This window comes from Asaia sp. As-1742 (assembly GCF_011753235.1).
GTDB lineage: Bacteria > Pseudomonadota > Alphaproteobacteria > Acetobacterales > Acetobacteraceae > Asaia > Asaia bogorensis_B.
In genome coordinates, this window is sequence record NZ_VWWA01000016.1 from 1 (window position 1) to 22628 (window position 22628).

The 22628-nt window shown below is 60.8% G+C and carries 16 protein-coding genes; 3 read left to right on the top strand and 13 right to left on the bottom strand.

The features are described 5' to 3' along the window. Positions 1–432 precede the first annotated feature (432 nt). The 8 genes from F3J08_RS15020 to alkB all read right to left on the bottom strand — a co-directional run bounded on the left by F3J08_RS15020 (position 433) and on the right by alkB (position 10342). On the bottom strand, positions 433–2667 hold the full coding sequence (locus F3J08_RS15020) for a TonB-dependent receptor plug domain-containing protein (RefSeq protein ID WP_205207065.1): 2235 nt from the start codon (positions 2665–2667) through the stop codon (positions 433–435). Between the two features lie 801 nt (positions 2668–3468). Further along, positions 3469–4425 (bottom strand): ion channel, encoded by a 957-nt coding sequence (locus F3J08_RS15025; RefSeq protein ID WP_122039054.1) that lies wholly within the window; start codon positions 4423–4425, stop codon positions 3469–3471. A 30-nt stretch (positions 4426–4455) separates the two neighbouring features. Then, on the bottom strand, positions 4456–5790 hold the full coding sequence (gltX, locus tag F3J08_RS15030) for a glutamate--tRNA ligase (RefSeq protein WP_166931137.1): 1335 nt from the start codon (positions 5788–5790) through the stop codon (positions 4456–4458). A 91-nt stretch (positions 5791–5881) separates the two neighbouring features. Then, positions 5882–6658, bottom strand: a complete 777-nt coding sequence (locus F3J08_RS15035) for a transcriptional initiation protein Tat (protein ID WP_166931140.1) — start codon at positions 6656–6658, stop codon at positions 5882–5884. Then, positions 6658–7032, bottom strand: coding sequence for a hypothetical protein (locus tag F3J08_RS15040; RefSeq protein ID WP_062164205.1), 375 nt, complete (start codon positions 7030–7032; stop codon positions 6658–6660). The genes F3J08_RS15035 and F3J08_RS15040 overlap by 1 nt, the downstream gene beginning before the upstream one ends. Then, positions 7029–8234, bottom strand: coding sequence for a nicotinate phosphoribosyltransferase (locus F3J08_RS15045; RefSeq protein WP_240149391.1), 1206 nt, complete (start codon positions 8232–8234; stop codon positions 7029–7031). The genes F3J08_RS15040 and F3J08_RS15045 overlap by 4 nt, the downstream gene beginning before the upstream one ends. After that, entirely contained in the window at positions 8231–9625 is a 1395-nt protein-coding gene (locus tag F3J08_RS15050) for a class II 3-deoxy-7-phosphoheptulonate synthase (protein ID WP_122039058.1), read from the bottom strand. Before F3J08_RS15050 ends, F3J08_RS15045 begins: the two co-directional genes overlap by 4 nt. Before the next feature lie 69 nt (positions 9626–9694). Then, entirely contained in the window at positions 9695–10342 is a 648-nt protein-coding gene (gene alkB, locus F3J08_RS15055) for a DNA oxidative demethylase AlkB (protein WP_166931143.1), read from the bottom strand. Between the two features lie 138 nt (positions 10343–10480). Between alkB and F3J08_RS17265 the strand changes: the two genes are divergently transcribed. Both F3J08_RS17265 and F3J08_RS15065 read left to right on the top strand, forming a co-directional pair. Beyond that, a complete protein-coding gene (locus F3J08_RS17265) occupies positions 10481–10867 on the top strand; it encodes a hypothetical protein (RefSeq protein WP_023978146.1) in 387 nt (128 codons plus the stop codon). Between the two features lie 260 nt (positions 10868–11127). Next, positions 11128–11958 (top strand): alpha/beta fold hydrolase, encoded by an 831-nt coding sequence (locus F3J08_RS15065; protein ID WP_166931146.1) that lies wholly within the window; start codon positions 11128–11130, stop codon positions 11956–11958. Positions 11959–12000: 42 nt separating this feature from the next. Here F3J08_RS15065 and gorA read toward each other — a convergent pair whose 3' ends face one another. The 3 genes from gorA to F3J08_RS15080 form a co-directional block, all read right to left on the bottom strand. Next, positions 12001–13389, bottom strand: a complete 1389-nt coding sequence (gorA, locus tag F3J08_RS15070; RefSeq protein WP_166931149.1) for a glutathione-disulfide reductase — start codon at positions 13387–13389, stop codon at positions 12001–12003. Between the two features lie 101 nt (positions 13390–13490). Next, complete coding sequence (locus F3J08_RS15075) at positions 13491–14375, bottom strand: ferredoxin--NADP reductase (protein WP_166931152.1); 885 nt, start codon at positions 14373–14375, stop codon at positions 13491–13493. A gap of 118 nt (positions 14376–14493) precedes the next feature. Then, positions 14494–16071 (bottom strand): S10 family peptidase, encoded by a 1578-nt coding sequence (locus F3J08_RS15080; protein WP_370458751.1) that lies wholly within the window; start codon positions 16069–16071, stop codon positions 14494–14496. A 217-nt stretch (positions 16072–16288) separates the two neighbouring features. Between F3J08_RS15080 and F3J08_RS15085 the strand changes: the two genes are divergently transcribed. Continuing rightward, on the top strand, positions 16289–18838 hold the full coding sequence (locus F3J08_RS15085; protein ID WP_166931155.1) for a helicase-related protein: 2550 nt from the start codon (positions 16289–16291) through the stop codon (positions 18836–18838). 647 nt (positions 18839–19485) lie between these two features. Here F3J08_RS15085 and dld read toward each other — a convergent pair. Together dld and serS are read right to left on the bottom strand one after the other, a co-directional pair. Next, positions 19486–21207 carry a D-lactate dehydrogenase gene (dld, locus tag F3J08_RS15090; RefSeq protein ID WP_166931158.1) on the bottom strand — a complete coding sequence of 574 codons (1722 nt, stop codon included), beginning with the start codon at positions 21205–21207 and terminating at the stop codon, positions 19486–19488. A gap of 146 nt (positions 21208–21353) precedes the next feature. Next, positions 21354–22616 (bottom strand): serine--tRNA ligase, encoded by a 1263-nt coding sequence (serS, locus tag F3J08_RS15095; RefSeq protein WP_166931161.1) that lies wholly within the window; start codon positions 22614–22616, stop codon positions 21354–21356. Positions 22617–22628 lie beyond the last annotated feature (12 nt).

The following is a 22628-nucleotide window of genomic DNA, read 5'->3' on the forward strand; positions in this document are numbered from 1 at the left end:
GACTATGCTGTATCGCTCGACGGACTGCCGCTGTCGTCGTGGCGCTCCCGTGGTGAACCTGGCCCATAGTGCTTCCTTCCATTCCGATGAAAAGATTGCACCATCAAAACCCGGGACCAAACACCTAGACCTGAATTCCCCGGTTGGGTTTCCCCCGATCAGGTTTTCCTCTAGGTCGGTTTTTCTGGACGAGCTTTCCCGTTGTGCCCTCTACTCTCAGGGCCGCCTTCCCCTCCCTGCCCCTGAGCGTTCGCAGGCAGATGGAGAAGGAGCAGGCGGGAGCCTTTTCGCCCATCACATTGGCCGGGATTGTTCCAGTTCCGCCAGACACCGCATCTCGCCTGCCTGCAAGGCCGTTACGACCTTGCAGGCCAAGGTGCGCAGCATTCCTAGCGCTGGACCTCGAACCCTCAGCGCCGGTGACACGCTCTCTCAGAACGCCAGATCGACCTGCCCGCCGAACTGGCGCGCTTCGTTGAAGTAACCCTGCGAGCCCGTCGTTACGCCCAAGGTCTTGAAGTAGACATGCTGCTCGGCAAACAGATTGCGTGCCCAGAGCGAGAAGGTGGCCTTTGCGCCGGTATGACCCAGCCGCACATTGGACACAGCGACACGCCCGTTGACGATCAGCCCACTGTCCCCCTTGGGCTGATAGACGTTCTTGGGATTTCCGATCCCCGCGTAAACAGGGTCGGTCGTGCTGGCATAATATCCGCTGTCGATATTGCCATCGAGATGGCCAAGCAGGGTAAAACCCTGAAACGGACGCACATAGTCCGCCTGAAAGCTGCCGGAATGGGCCGGGGTATAGCTCTGGTAGATTGGCACGAGCATGGTGCTGACCACGCCCACCGAGTTGGGATAGGGATTGGCGGTGGGGGGAGTGTGAACGTAGTTATAGGCATAGGACAGGCCAAGCGTCAGGTAGCGTATGGGTGACACGCTCAGCTCGGCTTCGACGCCGCTCAGGTCACCGCGACCGGGCGCATTGATGGTCGAGGTGGTTGTACGCGTCGTCAGCTGATTGCCAATCTGGTAAGGCCTGCTGAAATCGACCTGGATATCCTTGTAGTCGCCCCAATATCCCGCGACGTTGAAACGTACACGCTGATCGAGAAACTCGGTCTTGGTGCCGACCTCGAACATCGAGACCGATTCAGGCCCGAAAGCCTCGTAATTCTGCGCCCGTGAATTGGCTCCGCCCGGTTTGTAACCCGTGCTCCACTTCCCGTAGAGCAGCACATGACGGGCAAGATCACCGCTGATTTCAAGCAGAGGGTCCACGCGCGACCAGCCTGCATCGAAATCGATCGGGCCAGACACACCCGCCGTATTGACCGGTGCCTTGTTGTTGACCGTTGTCAGCGTGCCCTGCTTGCCGTCGTGAGACCAGCGCAGCCCCGCCGTCAGATGCAGCGCGTCATGTAGTACGGGTGGGGTATAGACAGCATTGCCGTAAACGCCCCAGCTTTTTGACGTGACATGGCTGGCACGATCGATGGGCTGCAGGCTCCAGTCGTCATAGGCCGGGCCGGTCAGCAGCTTGTATTCACTGCCAGCAGCATTGGTGAACTGGTTTGTGTAGAAGGCCTGCGCGTTGTCGGCGGCATGCTCGCGGTAATAGATAAAGCCACCCTGATATTTCAGACGCTTCGTGTGGCCAAAGGCCTGTATCTCCTGGCTGATCTGGTTCTGCCAGAATCCTGCCAGCGAGTTACGCGCAAAGCTCATGCCGGTGAAATTGCCTGTCGTGTTGGAAAGGCTCCCGGAGGCCATCCCGTTGTCAAACTGGCTCTGACTCAGTTCGCGATACGCCGTGATGGATCTGAAAGACAAATATTGCGGTATCGCCTTGTAATCGAGCGTCATGCGATGCCCGCTGTTCTTGCCGATACTTGGCTCTTCAGGAACGCCAATAAAGGCTTTCTTGGCACGTGTCGTCTGCAACGTTGCAAGCTGCGCGAGCTTGTTCGTTCCTCCCTTGAGCAACTGCATCCACAACGTGGTCGTGCTGTCATAGGAATTGTCATAGGCATAGTCAGCGGTGAAGTTATCGACCGGGTGATACATCGCCTCTACATGCACGCCGTGCTTGTCGTACTGGTTGAACCCACCCGTGTCCGGCATCGGGTTATCGACAAGTGGTCCGCGATGCGCGGTCACAGCGTCAATCTTGATCGCCAGATCATGGAAAGCTGGCAGATCGAGATGCAACTCGCCCTTGTTACTGTTGTAATTGCCAAACCCGCCAACCAGACGCATGCCGAATTTTCCTGTGGGACGACGCGTCACGATACTCAGGGCGCCAGCCTCGGTATTCCGGCCGAACAGTGTTCCCTGCGGGCCCTTGAGCACCTCCATGCTCTCGACGTCGAAAAGTGCCGTGCCAAGTGCCTGCGGTCTGGAGACATACACGCCGTCGATATAGACACCCACACCCTGGTCACGTGCTGGCTGGTTGCTGTCACCCAGCACGCCGACACCTCGGATATTGACCACCAGGGCTGAATTGCGGCCTGAAAACTGGGCAATACGCAAGGAAGGTACCGAGCCGTCGCCCAAATCAACCAGAGAGACAACGTGACGGTTGGCGAGTTGTCGGGCGCTGAGGACCGACACGGAAGCCGGGTCCTTCTGGTAGTTTTTGCCGTGGCCCTGACCTGTCACGCTGATGCTCTCCGGCGTAACGTGATGGGCAACATGACGGGCGGACGATGCCCGAGCCGACGCCGGCGCTGTAGCAACCTCGCTGGCAGCGGCCTTGCTCGCCTGCTCGGCTGACTTTCGTGCGCCATGTATTGTGTGCCGCGAGGTCCCCGGTTTGCCAGCAGGCGCTACCCTGGATGTCTGGGGGGTATTCTGATGGATGTCATCCGACAGAGGCGTTGCGTAAGCGGCCCCTGTGCAGCAAAGGAAAGTACACAACAGGCATAGTCTCTGACCTCTCGACACAAAACTCTCTCCCGCGCCGGATGCGCCACACCTGGTCGCCCGGCTTTTCTGCAATCGACCTTGTTTCCGGTGAACTCGCCCATCAGGCGCTTCGGACTGACACCAATTAGATCGAAACAGAAATAGTTTTGTGTCGAATCAAGTATAGATAATGAAGTAATTATTGCACTGACTTATAAATGAAATAATTATTCAATATTATATTCATATTATTTTTCTCTTGAAGAAATACGGGCTAAGTACAGCGTCGGGTCGTGAATTTTCCGACCCGAAACCCTGCCTCCATCGGCGTTGCTCAACAACCCTGCGGTCTCGAGAGGTCTCGGGGCGTGCCATGGTGCAGTCCAGCAGCCGGGAGACGACCGGCGATCACTGCTCGATCGCAGAGGCATTTCCCGGATCCGAAGTCATCAGATGATGGAACAAGAACCTCGCGACAGGCGAGCGCCCCTGAAACGGTCTTGCGATTGCTCATGAGGCCAGGAGCCTTGGCTACACCCAGCTCTGTCGTGCTGTTCAGACGACGGCCCCGGCTTCCTTTTCGATATCGTGCAGACGTTTGTAATCCACGCGATAATTCCCCAGCTCATCCTGCAGCACCATATCGACGAAGCGCATTCCCTTTATCATCTTCGCATGATCGTAACCGTGCTGGATCAGCACGGCCTGGCCTGTTGCCTCATCCGTGCCGCGCACAGTGACCAGAATTTCAGCATAGGTGGCATCCAGCTGCTCGATGCTCAGGACAGCCAATGGGCTCGCGCTGTCGATGGGATGCACAAGCATCTCGGTGTAACGCAGCTCCGGTACCTGCGATTGCAAAAGAGCGAGCGGGGTAAAGATACGCGTGGGATAACCCCCTTCCCCAATCACGAACTGTGAAAGGGAGAGTTCGACCTCCATAGCCAGAACAGCACTTTTGCGGGAATTAGCCAGCCTGATACATAATACCGACGGGGTGGCGCGTTGGCTGATCACCCCGATATGGCTGAACAGGATCTGTGTACGTGGACGTGAAAACCGCGCAAAGACCACACCTGTCGAGAGCGCGTTGATCATCATACCCAGCAGGGCTTCGACCGACACAAGCGCGTTGGCTATATGACCGCTCGGGGCCATGACACCATAGCCGACAGTAGACAGCGTCTGGACACTGAAGAAAAACAGCGAGAGCAGATCAAGATTTGTGGCGTTGTTGATCTGCGCATTGCACAGCTGATAGAGCAGCGCAAACGCCAGATTGACCACGATATAGGCAATCGTGGACCACCCGAGAAACCTCGGCCATGAGGTGGTCAGGGCGTGGTGGTAGAGGTCGGTCCAGAAATTATTGCCAATACCGATGCGTATGACCGAAGCCCGCTGTCGACCCGTACCGATTTCATCGCGGCCCTGCCTCGCTCCATTCCCCTGAAGGGGCAGCCCGGACTGCACCCTGAAGAACTGCCGCCAGCGGGACCTGTCGCGCTTCATCGCCCTTGTGCGTGGGTGAGCCTTCGCACCTTACCCTATCGCCGCCTCCTGAAGGCGGCGCAGAACCAGGTCACGCCCCATCAGAGGCAGAAGGGCATGCAGTTCAGGTCCGGCCTCCTCGCCCGTCAGGGCAAGACGCAGCGGATGGAAGAGAGCCTTGCCCTTGCGGCCAGAGACGTCTTTCAGCGTTGCGATCCACTGCTTCCACGTTTCGCCATCCCACGGGGCGTCAGGCAGGGTCTGCTGCGCCTGCTCCAGGAATCCGGCCTCGTCACGCAGGGAGGGAGGCGCGATATCGCCCTGCACCACTTCCCACCAGAAACCGATTTCGCCGGTCAAATCGACATTACCACGTATGGCATTCCAGAAAGCCTCGCTTGCCCCCTCAGGCAGGCGGGTGCGGACATCCTCGAAGGACAGGGTATGCAGCAGGCGGCGGTTGAGCCCCAGCAGATGCTGCATGTCAAAACGCGCTGCCGAACGCGAAATATGCGACAGATCGAAACTCGCGATGGATTCTTCCAGCGTCATGGGCACCGGGTCGTCCGAACTGCCGATTCTGGACAGGTAGGACACAACCGATTGCGGCTCCATGCCGTCATGACGCAGCGCACGCAGCGACAACGCATCGAAGCGCTTGGACAGCTTGCCACCACCTTCATCCAGCAACAGGGGCAGATGGGCGAAGGTGAAACGCGCAGCCTTGCCACCCAGTGCCTCGATGATATCGAGCTGAACACCAGTGTTGGTAATATGGTCCTCACCACGGATGATATGGGTAACATCCAGCTCCATGTCGTCCACGACCGAGGCCAGCGTATAGAGCACCGTTCCATCAGCCCGCACGAGAACAGGGTCGGAAATAGCCGTCAGCTTGACCGACAGATCACCCATCACGAGATCGCGCCAGCTCTTGTGACCGTCTGAGAGGCGAAAGCGCCAGTAGGGCGTCTTGCCATTAGCTTCGGCACGCTCACGCTGCTCAGGCGTCATGCGCAGCATCGCACGGTCATAGATGGGAGGCTTGCGCGCCTTGAGCCGCAATTCGCGCTTGGCGGCCAGTTCCTGCTCGCTCTCGAAACAGGGATAGAGTCGCCCCGAAGCCTTGAGAGCCTCGATCGCCTTGGCATAGCGGTCCAGCCGCTCCGACTGATGGGCCATCTCGTCCCAATCGAGACCGAGCCATTCGAGATCCGTCTTGATCCCCTGCTCGTATTCCGCCTTGGAGCGCTCCAGATCCGTATCGTCGATGCGCAGCAGGAATTGTGCGCCATGCTTGCGGGCGTACAGAGCATTGGCGATGGCCAGACGGGCATTGCCAACATGGAGATAGCCGGTCGGGCTGGGGGCGAAGCGCAGTTTCATGCTGCTTCTATGCCAAGGGCGCGGGCAATTTTCCATAGCCCGCGCACGGTATCGCCATCAGAAATATGCGTGAGTCCGAAAAGCGGTGCGTTCAGAAAACCCGGGAGAACCCCGCCCGCTGCAATTCGGCGAGTGCACCAAGTGCGCTAGGGGTCACGATGGCGCGCGGATCGAGATGGTTCGTCAGCGTCGCCGCAAGCTGTTCCTGTCCCGGATTACCGGCCACGGCACCTAGAGCGAGCAGACGCCCGGCATGGGCCCACACAGCATTATGGCAGGCAAGGAACACAACGCCCCGGGCCTGCAAGGCCGGGATACTGCGTCCAGCCGCCCCGTAAACGCCTTGCTCATCCTGATGATGGCGCGAATACCCTGTGGTGACCTGCCTGAGCGGCAGTACCGACTGGCCCGACGACGTCAGACGTGACAGGCCATAACGCGACCAGGCCTCGTCATCGTAAAGCGCCAGCTGCGCCTCACTCCACAACGCCATGACAAGCAGGGCCTCGGGGTGACCGAATGAAAAAACCTCGCTGTTCAGCAGGTTCTGCGCCTCGACAGGCCAATTGCCTGAAAGTGCCGTCCCGGTTCCGATCATGCGCTCTTCGCTGCGATAGGCCCGAAGGGCTTCGAAAGCGACGTCGTCCCACAGATCGGGATGATCCAGCAGGCGCGGCAGCGTAGTGAACTGACGCCGGCGCGGTACAGCCTGAAGCTGACGACTGAGCGCAGGCAGGCTGGTCTGGGGCGATGGCGGCTGAGGAACGACCGCTGAACTCGTCTCCCGTGCCACTGCGGCGCGTGAAAGAGCCGCAAGCACAGGGCCAGCTGACAGGCCGACCAGAATCTGACGCCGGTTCATCGGCATCAGAGCTCGACCTCCTCATCATCTTCCACGAGACGGCGCGGATCGAGGGTGCGCCAGTCACGCTCCATCGGCGTGGCGGGGTTGGCAGCGAAATCCTCAAGTTCCGATGCAGACTTCCAGCCATCATCTCCGGCCTCGACGACAATCGCGTCTTCACCGAATGAGAACCAGGCTTCGAGCACTTCACGCCCCGCGGCCCCGCCAACGCGGCAGCGCTCGACGCTGTCGCGCACATAGGCCCGTGCATAGGCATTGGCGTGGGCGAGGTCCTGAAAGTCTTTCACCTCCTCCACGATGCCTTCTTCCGCACCGCCCGAATTATCGAGAATACGGACAAACCAGCCGCGATCGGGTTCTGCTTCAGAGCTGCTCATGCTTCGCTCTCCTTCTCTCTGGACCGGATTTTCTGCAGGAGGAACTCGCGTCCGACTTTCACCCGCTTTTCACCGTCATAAGCCACGATATCGGCCGTGGCGTAGGTTTCGTTCCATTTGACCGGAATGAACGAGCCTGTTCCGACCACATCGAGCGGTGCATGGGAATCACGCATGGTCATGCATTTCTGCAGGCCAAAACCCGACGAAACGATGATCCGCACCTCGGGGAAACCAGCGGCATTGAGCTGCTCGCGCATCCACCAGATGGCGGCGGCCGACACGCCCGTGCCGACCAGATCCTTCAGCTCGTTATCGGAACGGTAGCGTCGTATCGTACCGGGCGTATGACGCTCCAGCACGGCATAGGACGATTGGGGGTCGAGCCCTTCAATGAAGCGTCCGCCATGCGTATCGAGACGCACGCTGATTCGCCCCTGCGCCGCCAGCTCGGGGAAGCGACGGCACACTGCGAGCGCATCGGTGATTTCCTGCCCGAAATAATCGACCAGCACCACGAGAGGGTCGTCAGGATAGACCTCGCGATACATCTCTGCGGCACGCAGCGTCGAGCCCGCATAACCGATCAGGGCATGAGGCATGGTGCCCAGTCCATGATCCTGGCCGAAGAAAGCCGCCGTAACATCATTGGCGCAACCGACGAAGCCCTTCGCGCCCTCGCGCCGGGCAGCGCGTGAGCCGATCGAGGCGGCATAGCCCATCATTTCCTGCATCTCGAATCCGGCGCAGTGACGGGCTTCCATGGCCATGAACGCGGCATCCGGCAGGGCCAGCGCCATCTGGTAGGCATTATGGGCCGCGACGCAGGCTGAGCCGAGCTTTTGCAGCAAAAGGGTTTCGAGGGGGGCCATGCGGGTAAAGGGCCCGGTCAGGTAAAGCAGCGGCTCACCTGCGCCAACCCAGCGTCCCTCAGGGTAGATCGTCTCGATCTCGACCGAAAAACCCTGCTCACGCGCGACATTTTCGAGCCACGCGACCATCAACCCATGCGCCGCAATGACGGGTCGGCGAATGAACAGTGCGTAGGTGACCTGGCACTCGCCAAAATGCGAGACGATCTTCTGCGTCCGGTTGAAATAGGCGTCTGTCCGCCCGGCAATCTCGCCGGGTGTCAGAGCGAGTTTCGGGCTTAGCGCTGCATCAAGTGCAGCGCGTCCCTCATCGGCCTTGGGGGGCGTCATTCCCGCAACGCCCCGTGATCGCGGAAGTGACCCGTGAGTTCCTCGGCCAGCAGGAACGCCATCTCAAGCGACTGCTCGGCATTGAGGCGCGGGTCACAGAACGTCTCGTAACGCCCGGCAAGGTCAGCTTCCGTCAGACAATGGGCACCGCCCACACATTCAGTCACGTCCTGCCCGGTCATCTCGATATGGATGCCGCCGGGGCGCAGCCCAGCCTGCTGGAATACCGAGAAGAAACCCTTCACCTCGCCCAGGATCGAGTCGAAGGAGCGGGTCTTGATCTTGTCTGCCGTGGCGATGGTATTGCCATGCATCGGGTCGCACAGCCATGTCACGGTGCGGCCAGAGCCACGCACCTTGTCGAGCAGTGGCGGCAGGAAATCACCCACCTTGCTGGCGCCCATGCGGGAAATAAGCGTGATGCGACCGGCCTCGTCCTTCGGGTTGAGGATATCCAGCAGCTTCTCGAGATCTTCCAGCGTGGTGGTGGGGCCGACCTTGATGCCAATCGGATTGCCCACGCCGCGCAGGAACTCCACATGCGCCCCATCGGGCTGGCGTGTCCGATCACCAATCCACAGGAAATGGGCCGAGCAATCGTACCAGTTCTCGCTCAGGCTATCGATGCGCGTCAGGGCCTGCTCATAAGGCAGCAAAAGCGCCTCATGCGAGGTGTAGAACTCGGTCTCGTTGATCTGCGGCGCGCTCTGGTTGAAGCCACATGCCCCCATGAAGGACAGGGTCTCATCAATGCGCTGGGCAAGGTCCTGATAGCGTTCGGCCAGTGGCGAGCGCTTGACGAAGCCGAGATTCCAGCGATGCACCTGATGCAGGTTGGCGTAACCACCCGATGCAAAGGCGCGCAGCAGGTTCATCACGCCAACAGACTGGAAATATCCCGTTTCCATACGCGCCGGATCGGGGATACGCGCCGCCTCGGTGAATTCCGGGCCGTTGATGATGTCGCCGCGGTAGCAGGGCAAGGTCACGCCGTTCTGCGTCTCGGTATCGGATGAACGCGGCTTGGCATACTGCCCGGCCATACGCCCGATCTTGATCACCGGCACCTTGGCACCGAAGGTCAGCACGACGGCCATCTGCAGCAGCACACGGAACGTATCGCGCACGATATCGGCGGTGAACTCGTTGAAGCTCTCGGCACATGCCCCGCCCTGAAGCACAAAGGCCTCGCCACGCGCTGCCTTGGCAAGCTGGCTCTTCAGGCGCCGCGTCTCGCCCGCAAACACCAGGGGCGGATATCGCCGCAGACGGGCTTCGACAGAGTCGAGCGCGGCTGCATCCAGATAATGCGGAGCCTGACGAATGGGGTGCGACCGCCAGCTCGACGGCGTCCAGCCGGCGTGCACAGCGGATTCGCGGTTCGGGTGCATGAGAGTATTTTCCTTGAGCCGAAAAAAAGGGTTCTCACTATGAAACGGAATGACCGATCCGGCTAGAGGCTAGCACTCTCGCACCCGGCGAAACGTCAGATTCCAGCGCCGGTCTCCTGTCAATTCATGGTGGCCCGGCTTCAGCGGGGCGATCCCGTGATAGGCCAGGCGCGACGGACCACCCCACACCACGACATCTCCGCTCAAGAGCGAAAGCTTGCGTGTCGGGACCGTGCGCTCCAGCCCACCGAAGAGAAATTGTGCGGCCACACCGAGCGAGACCGATACGATCGGGCTTTCCAGCGCCGTCTCGTCGCAGTCCTGATGAAGCCCCATGCGTGCACCGGGCGCATAACAGTTGATCAGACAAGTCTGGGGCACAAAGCCAGGATGGCCCGCCTGCTCTGCCATGACCCGGGCCAGTTCGAGCCAGTTATCCGGTATCCGCGGCCAGGCCGTACCACTCAGGGGGTCTCGGGACTCGTAACGATATCCAGCCCTGTCGGAATGCCAGCCCAGCACGCCACAATTTGTCATCTCGACCGAAAAACGCCGACCACCCGGCGTCTCAAGGCGGCGCAGGGGGGCTTGCGCCATGATTTCGTGCAGTTGTTGCATCAGCCTGGCCTGCATGGCCTGCGCGGCGCCCGGCAGGAACAGGGCGCCGGGTGCCAGAAGCTCGGGCTGTCTGGCTGCTGAGAAGAGATCGTCCATCATAATAGGCTCTTGCCGCCTCTGGTCTCACGAACTACTTGAAAACAGTATCTGCGCCAGAGATCGGGCCAAATTCCGAAATGGCAACCACCACTCCTGTGCGGCGACCGCAGCGGGACGAAACTGCAAGGGAAAGCTTTCATGGCAAAGCTCCGTCGCGGCGCCTTTCTGGCCGCCACTCTGTTTGTTCTGCCTGCCGGAACCGCCTTTGCGCAGTTTACCGGACAAAATGCCCCCAACGAGGCCCATGCGCCGCAGAACAACAGCAACGACACCGGTGTGGAATATCATGGCAAGGGCGAACACCTGACCGCCAAGGGGCGCCACTCCCTGCCCCCCGGCTATCAGGAAACACCGAGCACCGAATTCAAGCACGGCCCGGACCCTGACCACGCCGATAACGTGCAGCGTGACGCCGTCACCGGTGCCGATCTGAGCAAGTTCGGCTCGGCCTATTCCAATTCCAGCCCGGTCCAGAGCGGACAGCTTGGCGACGCCACCGGCAATGGCTGGGTCGCTCCGCGCTGATACGTCTCCTCCCGGCTGTGAAAACTCAGGCAGCCGGATGACATTCCCGCGGAAGGCCGCCTGAGCCTTCTGCGGCCGAGGCGGGGCCGAACGCCCTGCCTGAATACTCTTCCCTGACCAAGGCCTCACCGTCGCGTGACGCTTGCTGGCGGCTCCGGAACTTCAGACCGGACGCCCTGTTCTTTCCTCCATGCCAATCGCCTGGACATGGCCCCGTTGCGGGAGCCGCGCCGACAGGCCCAATGCAGAGGACAGGGACCATGCCTTCATTGAAACTACGCGACGGCAACAGCCTCCACTTCAAGGATATGGGCAAAGGCCGGCCCGTATTGCTGGTGCATGGCTGGCCTCTGACAGGCGATATGTGGGAATATCAGACCCTTGCCCTGCTGGAGGCCGGATACAGGGTTATCACCTATGACCGTCGAGGCTTTGGCCAGTCCAGCCATCCTTTCGGCGGCTATGATTATGACACGCTTACCGGTGACCTTGCCGAACTGATCGATCATCTCGATCTGCGCGATCTCACGCTCGTCGGGTTCTCGATGGGTGGTGGCGAAGTGGCGCGTTACCTGAGCAGCTATGGCCCCTCGCGCTTGGCTGGCGTTGCGCTCATTTCCTCGGTCGTGCCCTACCTGCTGCAGGACCAGAGCAACCCGGATGGGGTGCCGGTCGATGTCTTTGCCGATTTCAAGGTCCAGATCCGACGGGACCGTTTCCATTTTCTGGCAGAGTTCCTCAAGGGCTTCTACGGGGTCAGCATGATCCGCAAGCCGGTCAGCCAGGCGCTTATCGACTGGAGCTTCACACTCGGCATCATGGCGAGCCCCAATGCCACGCTCGACTGCATCGACTCATTCAGCCGAACCGATTTCCGCCCTGATCTTGCGGCCTTTACGGTGCCGACGCTGGTGGTTCACGGCACTGGCGACAAGACAGTGCCATACGAACTGACCGGTAAACGCGTGAGTGAGACGCTCCCCCATGCGCGCTATGTCGAATATGACAGCGCCCCGCATGGCCTGTTTGCCACCGATGCCGATGCGCTCAACCGCGACCTTCTGGCCTTTCTGACCAGCACCGGCATCTGACATCGCTCCCCTCTCCGGCTTCGCCGGAGAGGGTTCGACGCGTCATCCCTTGCGGGCAACCTGACGCGTCGGGCTGCGCATGGTCACGAACTCCTCCGCCGTAGTGGGGTGGATACCGATCGTGCGATCGAAATCGATCTTCTTCAGCCCGGCTGTGATGGCAATCGCAATGCCCTGCATCATTTCCGCAGAGGCGTCGCCCATCATATGCGCGCCGACCACCTTCTGGCTCTCACGCTCGACAACCAGCTTCATGAAGGCCTTGCGCTCGCGGCCGATCAGTGTCTGACGCAGCGGACGGAAAGACGCTGTAAACACCTCGATATCCGCCTTTTCCGCTGCCTCCTCCTCGGTCAGGCCGACACTTGCGAGCGGCTCCGAGAAGAAGACCGCCTTGGGGGTGGTCTCGAACGACCAGCTTCTGGCGTGGCCGGTATAGAGCGTCTCCGCCAGAATATGCCCCTCGGCGATGGCAACAGGAGTCAAATTGATCCGGTCCGTGACATCGCCAATGGCGTAGATGTTTTCCACATTCGTGGCGGATTGGTCGTCCACGGCAATGGCGCCATCCTTGACCGCCACCCCGACACCGTCCAGACCCAGCCCGTCGATATTGGGCTTGCGTCCAGTGGCGAAAAACACGCAATCGGTCTCGATCGTCTCGCCACTGCCGAGGCTGACGCGATAATGCGCCTCGCCCAGCTTCTCGATACGCTCAGGGCTCTGGCCTGCATGAACAGCGATGCCATGATGAGGCAACGCCTCATGCAGCTTCTCGCGCAATTCGCGGTCGAAGCCGCGCAGGGGCAGATCCTGCCTGAACACGAGATCGACTTTCGAGCCAAGCCCCGCGAAGATGCCCGCAAACTCGATACCGATATACCCGCCCCCGATGATGCAGATGCGCTCCGGGCGGGCCTTGAGGTGAAAGGCCTCATCAGAAATGATGGCGTGCTCGGCACCTTCGATCGGCGGGCGTGTGGGGCGGCCACCTGTAGCGATCACGATGCGCTTTGCCGTCACCCGTCGTGGCTCGGCCTGCTCGTCCAACGGGCCTGGCCCGATCTCGATCGTGTTGGCGTCGATCAGTCTGGCGCGTCCGACAAACAACTCGACCCCGGCCTTGCCCAGCATCGACTTGTAGATGCCATCGAGCCTTTCGATTTCCTTGTCCTTGGCCGCGATGAACCGTGACCAGTCATGGGCACCCAGCTGCACGTCCCAGCCATAAGCCCGCGCATCCTCAGCGGCCTCGGCCCCTTCTGACGCATAGACCATGAGCTTCTTGGGCACACAGCCCAGATTCACGCAGGTCCCGCCCCAGTGGCGGCTCTCGGCAATCGCCACCTTCGCGCCGTTCTGGGCCGCGATACGGGCAAACCGTACTCCGCCCGAGCCTGCACCAATCACGAAAACATCGAAATCCGGCATCAAGCCTCTCCCCAAAATCAAACGCGGCCGGAAAATCTCCCGGCCGCGCATGGTATGTTCAGTATTCTGTTCTGCGCCCCTTCAGAACGGGGCCGGAGGGCTTAGCGTTCCGCAAAGGCCTTCTCGACGACATAGGAGCCCTGATTGCTCATATTGCCCTCGTCAAAGCCCATGGAAAGCAGCAGCTTTTCCGTATCGGCCAGCATTTCCGGCGAGCCGCAGATCATCACGCGGTCATGCTCCGGATCGAGCCTGGGCAGGCCCAGATCCTCGAAGATCTTGCCGTTTTCGATCAGCGTGGTGATGCGATCGGTCACAGCGAAGTCTTCACGGGTAACGGCCGGATAGTATTTCAGCTGCTTGGACACATACTCGCCAAGGAATTCGTGGTTCGGCAGGTCATGGCGAATATGGTTCATGTAGGCCAGTTCGCCCGAAACACGAACGGTATGGCTCAGCACGACATTCTCATAACGCTCGTAGCATTCCGGGTCCTCGATCAGGCTCATGAACGGGGCAAGACCCGTACCCGTCGAGAGGAAATAGAGGTTACGGCCCGGACGCAGATTATCGAGCAGCAAAGTGCCTACCGGCTTGCGACCGACAAGCACGATGTCACCCACCTTCACATGGCGCAAACGCGACGTCAGCGGGCCGTCTTCCACCGCAATGGACAGGAATTCCAGCTCTTCCTCGTAATTGGCCGAAGCGATGGAATAGGCGCGCAGCAGCGGCTTGCCCTCGACCTCGATGCCGATCATCGTGAACTGGCCGTTCTCGAAGCGCAGACCCGGATCGCGCGTGCAGGTGAAGGTGAAAAGACGGTCAGTCCAGTGATGGACGCTCAGCACTTCGCATGCCTGGAGATGCCCGTATTCCTTGCTGGGGGGCGCCAGACGATACTGGCCCGGATGCCCCTCAACGGGCAGAAGCCCGGACAGGGGCTCGGCAATGGTAGGCATAGGCAGGGAGACAGGCGCGTTCATCAGGCACTCTTTCGCATGCTTGCAGGGGGCGGGCGGTCTGACACCGCCCAAAGTGGCGAAATTTCTAGATCATCCTTCCGCCGTTTGGAAACCCCACAGCCGCGCCTGTTCTAAATTATTACGACGATTTCGGATGCGTCCTTGCAATAAACTGCGAAACGTTATCGTGCATTTCCTTCAACGCGGGCAGATGGGCATAGACCATATGACCCGACGCATATTGCTTGATCTCGATATTTTTCGCGAGCGCGCGCGGGATCGGCAGATGGCGCATTTCATACACACCCTCGAAATAGGGCGTGCCGAGATCGTAATAACCCTGGTTGAGCATGACCTGTAGCGAGGGGTTGGTTTTCATCGCCATCGCTAGATCCGGCAGCACATTGGGCTCGCCACGGGCAGGACCGCGCTGGTCGGGCTGCTTGTGGGTGAAGCTCCACTTGCCGATACTATGGGCGCTCACACGATATTCCATATACCCATCGCCAAAGGACGGATCGGCACCGTAATGCAGCGTCTTGCGCGCATAGTCGTTGAACGCCGCCACATAGGCCGAGTCCATGGCCGCCGATTGCGGATCATAGGCCGGACGCTGGGCCAGCGGGTCGAGGCTCGGGCCGGAGAAGCGGCTATCGAGGCGACCCGTATCCTGCCCCTCATCACCCAGCAGCGTCTTGGCAAACTCGCCGCCATTCACGCGCAGATCGGCCTTGATCAGATAATCGACCGGCAGGCCCGTATAGCGATGCAGCTTTTCGGCCGTGGCCTTGAGCTTCTCATCGCTGATGCCGGTGCCATCCTGCAGGGCGGAGGTGTAGTCGGTCAGCGCAAAATGCTCGACCTCGGCCAGAAACGCCTTCAGATCGGCAGGCTGGTCGGGCAGCTTGTGATGATACCAGGCTGTCGCGGCAAAGCTCGGCAGGCCCAGCACATAAGGCTGGTCATTGCTCGGGTTACCCTGCGCACGATCGATGGAATTGCCGTAATTCAGAATCTGGGAAAGCAGGATCACACCATTGAGGTCGATCCCTTTCTCATTGGCCAGGGCATTGGCGATGATGGCGGAACGCGTCGTGCCGTAGCTTTCGCCAAACAGGTATTTGGGTGAGTTGTAACGCCCGTGACGCGCCAGAAACTGCGCGATGAAATCGGTGAACGCAGCAGCATCGGGGTCAGTGCCGTAAAAGGCCTTGTCACGATCCTTGCCGATCACGCGGCCAAAACCCGTGCCCGGTGCATCGATAAAGACGAGATCCGTCGAATCCAGAAGTGAGTCGTCGTTATCCACGAGCTTGTAAGGCGCAGCGGGGGTGTGGACGTCATCCGATGTGACAACACGCTTGGGGCCAAGCGCACCCATATGCAGCCAGACCGTCGCAGACCCCGGCCCACCATTATAGACGAAGGTGATGGGACGGTTTTCCGGATGCGCGCCCTTCTTGAAATAGGCGACGTAGAAAATGGAGGCGACAGCCTGCGGGGCTTTCGGATCGGGATTGGCATCGTCCCAGCCCTCGGGATGAACGATGAGCGTGCCGGACTCTGCCTGATAGGGAACAGCCTGCCCGCGAATGGTCACACTGCCATCGCTCAGAACATGCTGTGGCTTCATCAGAAAGGCAGGACCATGCACATCGCCGGGGCCACCATCGGGGCCGGGCGGCGGGGGTGGCGGGCCCATATGCGGCGGCGGCATGTCCGGCGCTGCGAGGGCCGTGCCGCCCATCAAAGCCGTCAGAGCGAAAAGAGCAGAAATCTTCGGAGCTTGCTTGAACCGCACCGGGTTCTCCTTGTGTCACGTCTCAAAAAAATACGCCGCAGCGTATCGTTCCGGTTGCGTATAGGAAAGCGAAACGCCCATGGCCGCAAGTCTCCCGTTGCAGCAAACCGTGTCATAACGCACAAACGGATTCATGGACTCAGCACTCTCCCCCGCCGATCACGCGCTCTCTGTTGCGATCGAGGAAACCGGCCTCTCGCCCTCCCCCAAGGAAGAGCCGCGCCTGCTCAAACTGATCGCACGAAGCCTCGTGCCGGGGACGAACACCATCCTCGCCTCTGAATATGAGCGCCTGATATGCGATGTGCGCCGCAAGGACTGGGCAGCACAGCTGATGAACCTCACCCGCCGCGCGGGTGAACTCTGGATCAGCAAGGCTGACATGCTCGATGCGGTGAGTCGCGTGCACGACCCCCGGGCCACGCCAGAGCTGCTCCGTGCCACGCTGGCAGACACGCTAGCCGCACGTTTTCGCGATATGGGGCATACGCCGCGCGACGTGCTTGAAGCGGTGCAGGCCGATCTGACCGATGCGGGCACTTTCCTCTCGGGCGGACAGATCGATCGGCTGGCGCAGATCATCGCCTCGGCTTTCGGGGTGGAGGATACCGGCTTCGAGGCCGAGCTGATCGCGAGCGAAAAGGCGCGACGCGAAGAGGAAGAGCGGATTGAGGCGCGCGCCGAGGCACGGCGCAAGCGGGAAAACGAGCGCCTCAAGGCATGGGAAGAAAGCCTCGTCGGCTTCGATCAGGTGCCCGCCATCCTGCATTGCACCCCGCGCGAGGCACTGCGCTGGATTGCCGAAAACCGCCTGCCCGTCACACGCCGTACCCCGCAGCCCGACGGTACTGAAAAATTCGAGTTCGATCCCGAAATCCTCAAGCGCCTGCGTTCGCAACTGGCGGAATGGCGCGGTGGCGAAAAAGGCACACCAGCGCTCGCCGGGCGCAAGGTCGGCAATGCTGTCATCGCCCGTGTGGCCGCGCTCGATCGCTATGTCGCGCATTTTCGCACGGCACGCTCGCTCAAGCGCCGTATCACGCTGGTGACCGGTCCGACCAATTCAGGCAAATCCTACACCGCGCTCAATGCGCTGGCCAACGCCGAGAGCGGCCTCGCCCTCGCCCCCCTGCGCCTTCTGGCCCATGAGTTTCGCGAGTCCCTGTTGTCCCGCGGGGTTCCGGCTTCGCTCGCCACGGGTGAGGAACGCATCGATTTCCCCGGCGCCCGCCATCTGGCCGCAACAGTCGAGATGTGCCCCTTTCACAACCCGGTCGATGTCGCGCTGATCGATGAAGCGCAAATGCTGATGGACCCCGATCGCGGCGCGGCCTGGACGGCTGCCATCATGGGTGTACCGGCGCGTCATCTGTATATTCTGGGCGCCCCCGATTGCATCCCGCTCATCAGGCGTATTGCCGAGCTTTGCGATGACCCGCTGGATGAAATCAGCCTTGAGCGCAAATCGCCGCTGCGCGCCGCCAGCGCGCCTTTGCGTTTGCGCGATCTGGAGGCGGGCGATGCGCTCATTGCCTTCTCACGACGCGAGGTGCTGGATCTGCGCGCCGAGCTTTTGACGCTCGGCAAGCGTGTGGCCGTAGTCTATGGCGCGCTCAGCCCTGAGGTGCGCCGTGCCGAAGCCGCGCGATTCAATAATGGCGAGGCCGAAATCCTTGTCGCAACCGATGCCATTGGCATGGGACTTAACCTGTCCATCAAGCGCGTGGTGTTCAGCGCGCTGCGCAAATATGACGGCAAACAGACGCGAGACCTGACCGCGCAGGAAATCAAGCAGATTGGCGGTCGCGCCGGGCGCTACGGCCATCATGAAAACGGCGTCGTCGCCGTGCTGGGTGAAGCTGGTACACCGGCCCATATCCGCAAGATGCTGGCCGCACCGCCCGAGCCCATCACGGAACTGCGCCCCCTCGTGCAGCCGGATGCCGATATCGTGCGCGCGGTGGCTGAGGAAATCGAGACCGACAGCCTTTACGGCGTGCTGGTGCGCATCAAGCGCGCCGTGTTGCGCGCCGACGACCCGAATTACCGTCTGGCCGATATGGATCAGGCCTTCGAGATTGCCTCAGCCCTGGAAGGTGTGGAGGGGCTCTCCCTCACGCAGCGCTGGGTCTACGCCATGTGCCCCATCGATGAGCGCGATAATGGCATTTCGCGGCTGGTCGGCTGGGCCAGCGATCATGCAGCGGGTCGGCGGGTGCCGCCCCCCGGCACAGGGCGTCTGGTCCAGCCCTCACAGGCCGGGCGCGAGGAACTCGAACGCGCTGAGAAACGGCACAAGCGCCTTGTGGCGTGGCGCTGGCTCTCGCTGCGCTTTGCCGATGCCTACACCGACAAGCAGGCCGCCGAGGACAACACGACGGCCCTGAATGACTGGATCGAGGCGGTGCTTCGCCAGCAAAGCCGCGAGCGTGAACATCAGAAACGCGCCATGCCCGGCAGGCGCGGCGGCGGGAAAGGATTTGGTGGCCGGTCCGGCGGAGGCTATTCCGGCCCCGGCCGCCCCCCGTCATCCAGAAGCGATGCGCGTCGTGACGGCGCCGGGCGCGATGGTGGCAGAATCGAGTCGGGTGAGCGCTCCCCCGGTGGATCGCCCTCCGGCAGGCGTTTCAAGGGAGCGGGCGGCCCGCGCAAGGGCGGCAAGGGTGGCCGCGGCCGCGGCTGACACGCCGCAATCGTTTTTTATCCCGCGTCGTCTCGCTGCGCTTCGGCAGGGTGGCAGAACATACCCGGAATAGGGACATGGGAGGGTGGCCGCGCGAGATCGCGCGTGCGCGTCCCCTCCCTGTCGCTGGCATCCGCATCCCTGCCGAGCCGCTGTCAGAACCATGCGAAACGGTTGGGTGGGCGCTGTAATGAGCTCGATATGACGATTCGGCCTGCCGCACCATGAGCGAAAAAATCTCGTTCAGACAGAGACTTATCCAGATCGGCGGCCCGGTTTCCGGCGCGACACATGAATTTTTTCGCGTGGTCGACGCAAAAAGTTCTTCCATTCTTCACAAAAACCGCGCTAGCGTTTCCTTGCGGCAACCGAGGTTGCTTCAAGTAATTCTCCGGAAATCACTCCGGTTGATTGAAGTAAAGTTCGACCAACGCGAAATAGTGCGCATCGTGCGCCATGTGAAGAAGGAATACAGATATGTCGTCTGGTTTTTCCGTAAGCACATTTTCGTCGAAAACCATGATCTCGATCAGGGTTTTCTCTGCAGATGCCAAATATAAAGGGGTTGGCCCACCGTAAAGGTGCGCCTCGGCCCTACGCCACCTTGCTTTGACAGGCCTTGCGCAGGGCCACCCGTTCTACTCTCCTCAGATACTTTCTGCTTTCCAGTTTCGCTTCTTTGTCGACCTTCCAATACCGGGATTGAGACAATTACAAGGGTCCAAATCCCGGTAATGGGCAAACAGGGCGTCATCGCCTTCATACAAATGACCGAGATTATGTTCCGCAGGATAGCGGGCCCCTCTCTGGTCCAGCAGCCTGAGCATTTCATGCTCGGTCGCTTCCGCTGACTCCCCCGGCTTCAGAACGTAATCCTGATGCATCACGTGGCAAAGAAAATGCCCGTAATAGAGCTTCTCCAAAATCCGGGCATCGAGTGCTGCGGGCAAGGTTTCGGACCATTCCCTGTCGTTCCGTCGCAGCGCAACATCGAGGGCAACAATCTCCCCCACCTCATGATCATGCACCGCGCGATAACGCAGCGCCGCACCGGCTGCCGCAAACCGATGCAGAAAGGCACGATTGCCCTCATCGGGTGTGCAGGCGAACCAGTCTGTTCCTTCTGTCGCGAACGTATCGCGCAAATGCGCCTCGACCCTGGGGGCCAGATCTGCCGAAACGCGCAGCATGAGATGGTGCTCGAATCGCGCCTCGAAGGCGAGCATACGCTCTGGAATCTGCTGGGGTAACAGACGCCCCAGCTTCTGCATGACCTTGTCGGTCAGGTGCGCAGGCAGCCATTTCCACTGACCAAGCCAGTCATCCAGCCAGGCCTTGGCCGCAAAGAGACGCGGAATATTTCTGGTGCCTGCGTAGCGTATGAGGGCCACCGTATCGCGCCCATAGGCCTCGGCAATACGAAAGGCATTGCGGTGCATGTACTCACCGGCGATCGGCAGCGTGTCATAGGCCGTCAGCAGATGGCGGCGCAGATCCTCAAGTTTGTCGGTGCAGTTCGTACCTATATAGAAAACGCGGGAATCGAGCTCGGCCGGAAAGCTGTCAACGCGCACGGCAAAGACAATCAGCTTGCCCGCGCAGCCAGATGCCTCGAACAGACGGCGCTCATCCTGGTTGAACCGCGCAGGTGTCTGGGCCTCAACATCGCGCACATGCGCGACATAGCCGTCATCATGCCCTTTCCGGCCGGTCCATTCGATCTCGTCACGTGTGAACGCCCCACTTTCCAGACGGGCCAGCGCCCTGATCGGGTCAGCATCCAGTTTTACGCCCAGATGGTTGACGAGCTCGAGTCGTCCCTCTGCCGTGACACGACCATACAGGGCCATCTCGGTATAAGCCGGGCCGCGCTGCACCAGAGCGCCCCCTGAGTTATTGCTGATCCCCCCCAGCACCGAGGCCCCGATGCAGGATGAGCCAATAACCGAATGGGGCTCGCGCCCATGACGCGCGAGGGTGGTTTCAAGCTTGTGCAGGGTTGTGCCGGGCAGGCAGATCACCTGTCGGCCACCATCGAGCAGATGCATGCCGCGCAGACGACGGGTGTTGATCAGGATGACGGGGCGATCATACGCGTCGCCGTCTGGCGTCGAGCCCCCGGTCAGCCCGGTATTGGCCGCCTGCACGATCATGATCTGGTCAGCCGCCACACAAAGCTCGGCCACACGCCAGAATTCCACCAGCGTCCGCGGCCGGATGACCGCCCTCACCTTGCCCGATCCGAACCGGAACCCCTTGGTATAGGGCGCTGTCGCATGAGGCGCGACAAGCACATGCGGCGTGCCGACGATCTGACGCAACAGCACAAGAAGCCTGTCGGCATGAAGGGTCGGCTCGGTCAGACGCATGAGGGTCTTCCTTCTCGCAATGTCAGTCACGACGCCCTTTTTACGGGCGTGTCAGGCAGGTGCTCACCCGCACGGCGACGATGCGACCTGATCCGACAGACTGGCTTTGCCGTGCCATCGGATGCGCGTCCCATCGAGCTTAAGCATCAGCCGATGCGGGTCATCCCGCCCATATAGGGGTGCAAGACCTCGGGGATCTCGATCGCCCCATCGGCCGTCTGGCCGTTTTCCATGACGGCAATCAACGTGCGCCCCACTGCCAGACCAGACCCGTTAAGGGTGTTCACAAAAGCCGGACCGTTCTCGGTGCGGTAGCGCGCATTCATGCGGCGTGCCTGAAAATCGCGCGTGTTGGAGCAGGAAGAGATTTCGCGCCAGGCCTTCTGGCCGGGCAACCAGCCTTCGAGATCGAATGTCTTGGCAGCACCGAACCCGGTATCTCCGGCGCAGAGCAGCATACGGCGATAGGGGATATTCAGCCGCTCCAGAATGGTTTCTGCACAGCGCGTCATGCGCTCATGTTCATCCGCGCTGGCTTCGGGCGTCGTAACGGACACCAGCTCGACCTTGCTGAACTGGTGCTGGCGCAGCATGCCACGCACGTCACGCCCGGCCGACCCGGCCTCGGAACGGAAACAGCTTGAAAGCGCCGTCATACGCAACGGCAACGCCTTCGCCTCGAGGATCTCACCTGCGACACTGGCCGTGAGGGGCACCTCTGCGGTCGGGATCAGCCAGCGGCCATCCGTGGTCTGAAAGGAATCCTCGGCGAATTTGGGCAGCTTGTCGGTGCCGTACATGGCCGCATCATTGACCAGAAGCGGCACGATGGTCTCGCTATAGCCAAATTCCTGCGTGTGGGTATCGAGCATGAACTGCCCAAGAGCACGCTCCAGACGCGCCAGCGCTCCGCGCAGCACCGTGAAACGGGCACCTGAAAGCTTGGCGGCCGCCGGGAAATCCATCAGCCCCAGCTGTTCGCCAAGTTCGAAATGCTGCTTGGGCTCGAAGTCGAAAACAGGCACCTCACCCCATTGGTGAACAACCTGATTGGCCTCCTCGTCGCGCCCTTCCGGCACGGTTTCATCAAGACGGTTGGGCAGACCGGCCAGCGTGGCGCTGATCTCGCTCTCGATTGTCGAGGCACTGGCTTCGAGCGCCGCGATATGATCGCGCAGTTCGACAGCCTTCTGCTCAAGGGCGCTGGTATCCTGCCCGGCTTTCTTGCCCTGACCGATTTCCCTGGCCAGAACCTTGCGCTGTGCCTGCTGCTCCTGAAGGACTTGAAGGGCCGCACGACGCTCCTCATCGCGTCGCACCAGATCACCGGCGACAGGCGACAGGCCGCGACGAGCCAGAGCCGCATCAAAACCAGCCGGGTCGGCGCGAAGGGCGCGCAAGTCATGCATGTCAGTTAAGTC

What these genes read in the sequence shown, in the direction of transcription:
- dld (WP_166931158.1), bottom strand. Translation starts at nt 21,207, where the DNA reads ATGCGTCTGACCGAGCCGACCCTTCATGCCGACAGGCTTCTTGTGCTG.
- F3J08_RS15040 (WP_062164205.1), bottom strand. Translation starts at nt 7,032, where the DNA reads ATGAGCAGCTCTGAAGCAGAACCCGATCGCGGCTGGTTTGTCCGTATT.
- F3J08_RS15025 (WP_122039054.1), bottom strand. Translation starts at nt 4,425, where the DNA reads ATGAAGCGCGACAGGTCCCGCTGGCGGCAGTTCTTCAGGGTGCAGTCC.
- alkB (WP_166931143.1), bottom strand. Translation starts at nt 10,342, where the DNA reads ATGATGGACGATCTCTTCTCAGCAGCCAGACAGCCCGAGCTTCTGGCA.
- gltX (WP_166931137.1), bottom strand. Translation starts at nt 5,790, where the DNA reads ATGAAACTGCGCTTCGCCCCCAGCCCGACCGGCTATCTCCATGTTGGC.
- F3J08_RS17265 (WP_023978146.1), top strand. Translation starts at nt 10,481, where the DNA reads ATGGCAAAGCTCCGTCGCGGCGCCTTTCTGGCCGCCACTCTGTTTGTT.
- F3J08_RS15045 (WP_240149391.1), bottom strand. Translation starts at nt 8,234, where the DNA reads ATGACGCCCCCCAAGGCCGATGAGGGACGCGCTGCACTTGATGCAGCG.
- gorA (WP_166931149.1), bottom strand. Translation starts at nt 13,389, where the DNA reads ATGCCGGATTTCGATGTTTTCGTGATTGGTGCAGGCTCGGGCGGAGTA.
- F3J08_RS15035 (WP_166931140.1), bottom strand. Translation starts at nt 6,658, where the DNA reads ATGCCGATGAACCGGCGTCAGATTCTGGTCGGCCTGTCAGCTGGCCCT.
- serS (WP_166931161.1), bottom strand. Translation starts at nt 22,616, where the DNA reads ATGCATGACTTGCGCGCCCTTCGCGCCGACCCGGCTGGTTTTGATGCG.
- F3J08_RS15065 (WP_166931146.1), top strand. Translation starts at nt 11,128, where the DNA reads ATGCCTTCATTGAAACTACGCGACGGCAACAGCCTCCACTTCAAGGAT.
- F3J08_RS15050 (WP_122039058.1), bottom strand. Translation starts at nt 9,625, where the DNA reads ATGCACCCGAACCGCGAATCCGCTGTGCACGCCGGCTGGACGCCGTCG.
- F3J08_RS15080 (WP_370458751.1), bottom strand. Translation starts at nt 16,071, where the DNA reads ATGCCGCCGCCGCATATGGGCCCGCCACCCCCGCCGCCCGGCCCCGAT.
- F3J08_RS15075 (WP_166931152.1), bottom strand. Translation starts at nt 14,375, where the DNA reads ATGAACGCGCCTGTCTCCCTGCCTATGCCTACCATTGCCGAGCCCCTG.
- F3J08_RS15085 (WP_166931155.1), top strand. Translation starts at nt 16,289, where the DNA reads ATGGACTCAGCACTCTCCCCCGCCGATCACGCGCTCTCTGTTGCGATC.